This is a genomic window from Actinacidiphila sp. bgisy160 (assembly GCF_057707815.1).
On sequence record NZ_JBYIQW010000106.1, the window covers coordinates 1 to 6,705 of the forward strand.

General features: G+C 73.5%; 8 protein-coding genes and 1 pseudogene. 4 read left to right on the top strand and 5 right to left on the bottom strand.

Annotation, left to right across the window (positions count from 1 at the left end; genetic code table 11):
• Positions 1-363 precede the first annotated feature (363 nt).
• Positions 364-531 (top strand): annotated as a pseudogene (locus tag AC3EUJ_RS36685) (dehydrogenase); the annotation flags it as partial.
• A gap of 11 nt (positions 532-542) precedes the next feature.
• Here the strand turns inward: AC3EUJ_RS36685 and AC3EUJ_RS36690 are convergent.
• Positions 543-1,076 (bottom strand): DinB family protein, encoded by a 534-nt coding sequence (locus tag AC3EUJ_RS36690; RefSeq protein WP_431969271.1) that lies wholly within the window; start codon positions 1,074-1,076, stop codon positions 543-545.
• A 349-nt stretch (positions 1,077-1,425) separates the two neighbouring features.
• Between AC3EUJ_RS36690 and AC3EUJ_RS36695 the strand changes: the two genes are divergently transcribed.
• Both AC3EUJ_RS36695 and AC3EUJ_RS36700 read left to right on the top strand, forming a co-directional pair.
• Positions 1,426-1,581, top strand: a complete 156-nt coding sequence (locus AC3EUJ_RS36695; protein WP_431969259.1) for an STAS domain-containing protein — start codon at positions 1,426-1,428, stop codon at positions 1,579-1,581.
• Positions 1,582-1,892: 311 nt separating this feature from the next.
• Positions 1,893-2,489, top strand: coding sequence for a GOLPH3/VPS74 family protein (locus tag AC3EUJ_RS36700; RefSeq protein WP_431969261.1), 597 nt, complete (start codon positions 1,893-1,895; stop codon positions 2,487-2,489).
• A gap of 419 nt (positions 2,490-2,908) precedes the next feature.
• Here the strand turns inward: AC3EUJ_RS36700 and AC3EUJ_RS36705 are convergent, their stop codons facing one another.
• A complete protein-coding gene (locus tag AC3EUJ_RS36705) occupies positions 2,909-3,385 on the bottom strand; it encodes a MarR family winged helix-turn-helix transcriptional regulator (RefSeq protein WP_431969263.1) in 477 nt (158 codons plus the stop codon).
• Between the two features lie 78 nt (positions 3,386-3,463).
• Complete coding sequence (locus tag AC3EUJ_RS36710; RefSeq protein ID WP_431969265.1) at positions 3,464-4,933, bottom strand: dihydrolipoyl dehydrogenase family protein; 1,470 nt, start codon at positions 4,931-4,933, stop codon at positions 3,464-3,466.
• Positions 4,934-5,067: 134 nt separating this feature from the next.
• Between AC3EUJ_RS36710 and AC3EUJ_RS36715 the strand changes: the two genes are divergently transcribed.
• Positions 5,068-5,517, top strand: a complete 450-nt coding sequence (locus AC3EUJ_RS36715; RefSeq protein ID WP_431969267.1) for a MarR family winged helix-turn-helix transcriptional regulator — start codon at positions 5,068-5,070, stop codon at positions 5,515-5,517.
• Between the two features lie 20 nt (positions 5,518-5,537).
• Here AC3EUJ_RS36715 and tatC read toward each other — a convergent pair whose 3' ends face one another.
• Entirely contained in the window at positions 5,538-6,389 is an 852-nt protein-coding gene (tatC, locus tag AC3EUJ_RS36720) for a twin-arginine translocase subunit TatC (RefSeq protein ID WP_431969269.1), read from the bottom strand.
• A gap of 20 nt (positions 6,390-6,409) precedes the next feature.
• On the bottom strand, positions 6,410-6,670 hold the full coding sequence (tatA, locus tag AC3EUJ_RS36725) for a Sec-independent protein translocase subunit TatA (protein ID WP_431969273.1): 261 nt from the start codon (positions 6,668-6,670) through the stop codon (positions 6,410-6,412).
• Between the last annotated feature and the right edge of the window lie 35 nt (positions 6,671-6,705).

Sequence of the window (6,705 nt, forward strand, 5' to 3'; positions counted from 1 at the left end):
CCCCCCCCCCCCCCCCCCCCCCCCCCCCGCTGCGTTCTCCTCGGGGTGCTTCCGCCGCTTCGTAGCAGGGATGGCGACGCCCCCCTGCGCCGCGACCCGCGCGATCTGCCCGGGTGTCGCGCCGCCGCGTCGGCGATCTCTCGTACGCGCCCGACAAGGACGAGGTTCGCGGCGATGTTCTCCGGCGAGAAGCCGGTCCGGCCGCGCCGCGCGTCGTCCGGCGCCAGGGCGTCGACACCGCGGATGGCCCCGCTCGGGTACCCGCGGCCCATCGGCGGGAGCCGATCAGGCCGAGGCCCCGTTCGTCCACGCCTTGCGGCCCTTGTCCAGCAGGCCCTGAGTGAACGACGGCACCCCTGTGTCCGGGAGTTGGGCGGCACGAACATCCTGATCAACGCCGGCTGCCCCGGCTACGTCGCGACCGACCTCAACGGCTTCCGCGGCGTGCGTACGCCCGAACAGGGCGCGGCGATCGCCATCAAGCTCGCGACCCTGCCCGACGACGGCCCGACCGGCACGTTCTTCGAAGACGCGCGCCCGCGTCAGCCGCCGGCCTCGCGCGCCACGCGTTCGAGCCTGCCGCGGTGCTCCTCCCACCACGCCCGGTCGCCCGGAGGGATGTTGTCGTTGCCCTGCAGGAAGCCGACGCTGCCGTCGATGAGCTCGCGGACGATGTCGGCCTGGCCGGCGTGCCGCTGGGTGTCCGCGATCACGCGCACCAGCACATGGTTCAGGGTCACCGCCCGCCGCTCCTCCGGCCACCACGGGACATGACCGACCGTGTCGAGGGGCAGCGTCTCGATCGTGCTGTTCGCGTGCTCCCAGACCCTGCGGTACAGGCCGGTGATCTCGTCGCGCGACTCGTCCGCCGTGGCCCACATGTCCGCGTTGGCCTCCGCGTCCTCCCGGTACCAGGAGGGCGGCTCGTCACCGAAGAACGGCCGCCCGAAGGTGTCGCCCAGGTAGCCCACCTCCACACCGGCGGCGTGTTTGACCAGCCCCAGCAGGTTCGTCCCCGTGGAGGTGAGGGGGCGTCGGACGTCGCACTCCGACAGCCCGTCCATCTTCCACAGCAGGGTGTCACGTGCGTCTTACAGGTACCGGAGGAGGTCCGCCCTGGGATTCGCTTCGATCATGCCGGGCAGTCTCGCACCCACCACCGACAGCGCGGTCGGTCATCCCGGTCGCCAACGCGGGCCGCGGCGGCGCTCACTGCTCCCCCGGCCGTGGACGCTGCCTTCCCACCCGCCGGGCGGGGGCACACGGCGCTTCGCCGGCCGGGCCACGATAAGCCCCGCACGGCACGGGCGGGGCGGTGGCGGTCATCACCGGGGAAGTGGACGCCGGTTGTGCGGCCGATCTGCGACGCTGCCTCGTCAGGGCCGTCCGGGCCCGTCCAGGGGGCCTCGAGCTGGTCTGTCCGAGGTGACCTTCTTCGACTGCGCGGGGCTCAACGCCCTGCTGGAGGCGCGGACCTCCGACCGGCGCGGTGGCGGACTGACGATCAGGACGATGAGCCCGCGTGTGGCGCGCGTTCTCGAGCTGACCGACACCCGGGCCCTGCTCGCCCCGGGCCACTGACCCGTGCCACGCCCCTCGCCGGGCCCTTCACGCCGGGCCGCCGCGGAGTCGGACCGGATGCCCGAGCTCCACGACGTCCGGTTGGTCCGCGGCGAACCGGGGAGAGTCCGGCATGGCCACCTGGCAGGAACCGGCGGCCGCGGGAGCGAAGGCGCCGGCCGGGGCACAATGCGGGGACTGGCGGGATGGTGCGCCTGACGGCGCACCGGCCGGACCCGCGCGCGGCGCGAGAGAGGGCTCGCCGTGGACCGGAACTGTGGGCGGCGGCGCCGGGCGACGTATCGTTGTTGATCTCTTCGACGGGAGCCGCCATGAGCACGCCGCAGGACCTGATGATCGTCAGCATGGATGTGCCTTCGAGCCCTCCCGTCGAACCGGGCGACCTGTCGCTCGCGCTCGCGGGCGCCGAGGTGATCGACCTGCTCGGAGCGCGGGCGGTCACCCTGGACGGTGAGCGCCTGGTGCCAGGGTCCGGGCCCGCCGTCAGTGACCACCTGCTGGACCAGGCGGCGTCGGCGCTCGTCGACCAGGCGCCGTACGAGTCGGTCGAGGACTGGCTGTGGCGCCGCGGCCGCAACCTCTCCTCGGTCTACCGCGGCGCGCTGCGGGCGGCCGGGCTGACCGCCGTGAGCCGCCCCCGCTGGCGGCCCTGGGCCGCCGGGGAGCCGGTGCTGCTGGACTCCGCCGCCCGCCGGGAGGCGCTCGACCGCTGGACGTCCGGGGAGCCCGTCCTGTCGGCCCTCGCCTCCGCCGCGGGGATCCGCGGGGAACGCACCGCCGCCGAGGTCGGCGACGACGCCGTGGCGACCGTGCTGGCCGCGGTCCACGACGCCGTGGAGGAGCTGCAGTCGGTGCGGCAGCGCAAGGACATCGAGAAGGCGGCCTTCGACAACATCTGGCGGGCCTGAGGAGTTGCGCCCGCCGACGAGCGCACCGGTCTCGTCCCGCCCCCGCGCGTCGCCGTCACCCCCGCGGCCGGAAGGGGCGGCGCTCCGGTCGTTCAGGGAGTGCGCGATGTCCCCGAGCGGCGCCGGACACCGGGGGGCGCGGGGACACCGACCACTCGCCCCGCTGCTGGGCGCCCAGCAGCGGGGCGAGTGGGTTGCGATCGAGCCCCCACACGGGCCGTCCGAGGAAGCGCGTCCCGGCCGGTGGCCGGGTGGCGATGCCGTGGTACGCGGTGCCCTGTCCCCCGCGACGACGTCCCCGGGCCGCGCCGCGGCGACGGCAACGTCCCACAGACGTTCCCGCGCCGACGGAGCGGTGCGCCTCCGCCACGGCACAGTGGCGGAGGCGTCGGGCTGGGCGCGGCGACCGTACGCGGCGGTCAGGTGGCGACGTTCCTCAGGGCCGCGCCCAGCGCCTTGAGGTCCACGCCCTGAAGATGGTCGAGGAAGTGACGGCGCACGGATGACAGGTTGGTCCGCCATGCCTCCCGCAGGCGGGCGAGCCCGGCGTCGGTGAGCACGGCGTTCCAGCCGCGGGCGTCCTTCGTGCACTTGACGCGCTGGACGAGCCCGTCGTTCTCCAGCCGGTGGACGACGCGTGTCATCCCGCTGACCGACAGTTCGCAGACCCCCGCGAGATCGCTCATGCGCATCTGCCGGTCGGGCGCCTCGGAGAGGTGGACGAGGGCCAGGTACTCGATGAGCGGGAGCCGCTGTTCGCGGACCATGTCGGCGTCCAAGGCTCGGGGCAGGGCGTAGATGACACGGCTCAGCGACCTGACGACCGCCTCCTCGTCGGGACTGAGCGGCACCATCGCCTCAGGGGCCGCTTCCTGCCGCGGCGTGACGTCTGACATACCCCTAGTTTACTTGCGCCGCGAAGGAAGCGAACGCTTCCTGACCGGCCGGAGTGCGGAATCCTCACGAGCCCGGAATCATGACCCGGTCCGTCCCTTCCGTCCGTCGCGGTAGGTCTCCAGCAGCCGCAGCCAGACTTCGCCGATCGTGGGGAAGGCGGGCACGGCGTGCCAGAGCCTGTCGATCGGCGTCGCGCCGGTGACGGCGACGGTGGCGGAGTGGAGCAGTTCGGCGACACCGGGGCCGGCGAAAGTGGCGCCGGCGACGGTGCCGCGGTCCTCGTCGACGAGCATGCGGGCGCGGCCGCGGTAGCCGGCGGCGTATTGGTGGGCGCCCGCGACGCGGGAGAGGTCGTAGTCGACGACCGTGACCCGCCGCCCGGTGCGCTCGGCCTCGCGGGCGGTCAGGCCGACGGTGGCGATCTCGGGGTGGGTGAAGACGACCTGGGGGACGGCCACGGTGTCGGCGGTCGCGGCATGGGCGCCCCAAGGCGTGCCGTCGACCGGTTCGCCCTTGGCGCGGGCGGCGATGGCGGCGCCGGCGATCCGGGCCTGGTACTTGCCCTGGTGGGTCATCAGGGCGCGGTTGTTGATGTCGCCCACGGCGTAGAGCCAGTCGCCCGCCACGCCGGTCACGCGGCACTCGTCGTCCACGTGCAGCCAGTCGCCCGGGGTGAGACCGACGGTCTCCAGGCCCACGTCGAGCGTCCGCGGGGTGCGGCCGGTGGCGAAGAGGATCTCGTCCGCCATCAGCTCCTCGCCGTCGGCGAGAGTGATGCGCACCTCGCCGTTCTCACGTGTCAGGGAGGCCACGGAGGCCCCGAACCGGAGGTCGGCGCCGGCTTCGCGCAGGTGGTCGGCGACCAGCTCGCCGGCGAACGGCTCCATCCTCGGCAGCAGTCCGGCCGCGTCGCGGACCAGCATGGTCACCCGGGAGCCGAGACCCTGCCAGGCGGTGGCCATCTCGACGGCCACCACTCCCCCGCCGACCACGGCCAGGCGCCCCGGCACCGCGTCGGCGCTGGTCGCCTCGCGGCTCGTCCACGGGCGTACGGCGTCGAGACCGGGAAGGTCGGGCAGCGCCGCTTCCGTACCGGTGCAGACGGCCACCGCGTGCCGCGCCGTCAGGGTGACGCCGCCCCCCTCGGCCGTGCGCACCTCCACCGTGCGGGGGCCGGCGAGCCGGGCGTGGCCGCGGATCAGGTCGACGCCGACCGACTCCAGCCAGGCGACCTGGCCCTCGTCCTTCCAGTACGTGGCCATGGCGTCGCGGTGCGCGAGGACCGCGGCGGCGTCCAGCGGACCGGCCGCCGCCCGGTCGAGGCCGGGCACACGCAGCGCGTCGGCCCGTGCCACCACCGGTCGCAACAGTGCCTTGCTCGGCTCGCAGGCCCAGTACGAGCACTCGCCACCGAGCAGCTCGCGTTCCACGAGCACGGCGCTGAGCCCCGCGGCCGCTGCGCGGTCGGCGACGTTCTCGCCGACCGGGCCGCCGCCGATGACGACCACGTCGTAGGTGCTCCGCGCGAGGGTGTCCGCTGTCTTCATCACTTCTCCTGTCGCTCTTCATGCGTTGCGTGTCCGTGCGGCCACGGGGAGCCGCCAGGGGTGTCGTCGCGGGGGCCGCGTTCCCGTGTGGGAGCAGGTGCTCGTATCATGGGGAGGATGCTCGGGAGGACACCATGACCACTGCGGCGTCGAAAGCCGACTCGTGCAACAACCTGGCGCTGCGCAAGGCGGCCCGGTACCTCGGCGCGACCTACGACAAGGCCCTCGCCCCGGTCGGCCTCCGTGCGACGCAGTTCAGCATCCTGCAGCAGCTCAGCGTCCATGAGGAGATGACGATCACCGCGCTCGCCGACGTGATCGCCATGGACCGTACGACGATGGCCTCCAACCTCAAGCCGCTCGCGCGGGAGGGCCTGGTCACCGTCGAGACGTCCAAGGCCGACCGCCGCGCGCGGATCGTCACGATCACACCGGAAGGACTCGCCCGGATGAAGGCGGCGCTCCCCCTCTGGAACGAGGTGCAGACCCGGTTCGAGGAGCGGTTCGGGGCCGAGGACGCGGCCCGGCTGCGCGGGTTCCTCGAGGCCGTCCTGGGCACCGGCTTCGAACCCTGGGCGGAGTGAGCGGCTGCCGCCGGGGCGCGTCATGACCTGGTGACGGCGACGTCGTCGGGGGCTTCGGCGGGAGCCGGGGTCGGGTCGGGCGACGCGGTGCGCCGTCGCCGACGGCGGTCGTTGCACCAGGCGACCGCGCACGCCGCCCCGTACAGCAGGCTGATCGGCGCGGCGAGCAGCAGCATGCTGATCGGGTCGGTGCTGGGGGTGGCGACCGCCGCGAAGGCGGCGACGCCCATGAGCATGCCGCGCCACCACCCGGCCATCCGCCGGGCGCTGATCACCCCGCCGAGGTTCAGCAGCACGAGGAGCACGGGGAGTTCGAAGGAGAGACCGAACACGACGACCATCCGGGTGGCCAGGTCGAGGAAGTCGTCGACGGGCAGGATGTTGGTGGCGTCGTCCGGGGTGAAGGAGATCAGCACCCGGGCCGTCGTCGGCAGGGTCCGGTAGGCCACCGCGGCGCCGGTCAGGAACAGGGGGATGCCGGCTCCGAGGAAGGCCAGGGTGTACTTCCTCTCGCCGCGGTGCAGTCCCGGCGCGACGAAGGCCCACAGCTGGTAGAGCCACACCGGGCTCGCGCAGACCACTCCCGCGGTGATCGACACCTTCAGCGCGAGGGTGAACGGCGAGAGGAGACCGTTGAGGGCGATGACGCCGCAGTGACCCGCACCTTCCGCCCCGGAGGACCCGGTCAGGCGGCCGGGGGCGCAGCCGGGCAGCGGATCGATGAGGAAGCCGATCAGTTGCCGGTGGAAGAAGGCCGCCGCGACGGTGACGAGCAGGATCGCCCCGACGGCCTTGAGCAGGCGGTTGCGCAGTTCGCGCAGGTGCTCCCTCAGGGGCATCCGATCGGGGTCACGCGCTGTGCCGGTGGTCATGGCCGGTCCGTCCGGGCGCTTCAGCGCCGGTGGGGCGCGTTCGTCGCGGTGGCCTCGGGCGCCGTGTGCGGGGTCCCCGCCGTGGGCTCGAGGGCCGCGGCCGGCACGGTACCCGGGGGTTCGTGGGCGTCGTCGTCCCGCATGGCCTTGGTCTCGCTCCTGAGGATCCGCAGTGACTGCCCGAAGGAACGGGCCATGTCGGGGAGCCGCTTGGCGCCGAAGAGGAGGAGGACGACGACGAGGATGAGGAGGATCTCGGGTGCTCCGAGCCTGCCGAACATGGGTGGTTCCCTTCTTGGGTGCTGAGTTGCCGTCC

What these genes read in the sequence shown, in the direction of transcription:
- AC3EUJ_RS36700 (WP_431969261.1), top strand. Translation starts at nt 1,893, where the DNA reads ATGAGCACGCCGCAGGACCTGATGATCGTCAGCATGGATGTGCCTTCG.
- AC3EUJ_RS36705 (WP_431969263.1), bottom strand. Translation starts at nt 3,385, where the DNA reads ATGTCAGACGTCACGCCGCGGCAGGAAGCGGCCCCTGAGGCGATGGTG.
- AC3EUJ_RS36710 (WP_431969265.1), bottom strand. Translation starts at nt 4,933, where the DNA reads ATGAAGACAGCGGACACCCTCGCGCGGAGCACCTACGACGTGGTCGTC.
- AC3EUJ_RS36715 (WP_431969267.1), top strand. Translation starts at nt 5,068, where the DNA reads ATGACCACTGCGGCGTCGAAAGCCGACTCGTGCAACAACCTGGCGCTG.
- tatC (WP_431969269.1), bottom strand. Translation starts at nt 6,389, where the DNA reads ATGACCACCGGCACAGCGCGTGACCCCGATCGGATGCCCCTGAGGGAG.
- tatA (WP_431969273.1), bottom strand. Translation starts at nt 6,670, where the DNA reads ATGTTCGGCAGGCTCGGAGCACCCGAGATCCTCCTCATCCTCGTCGTC.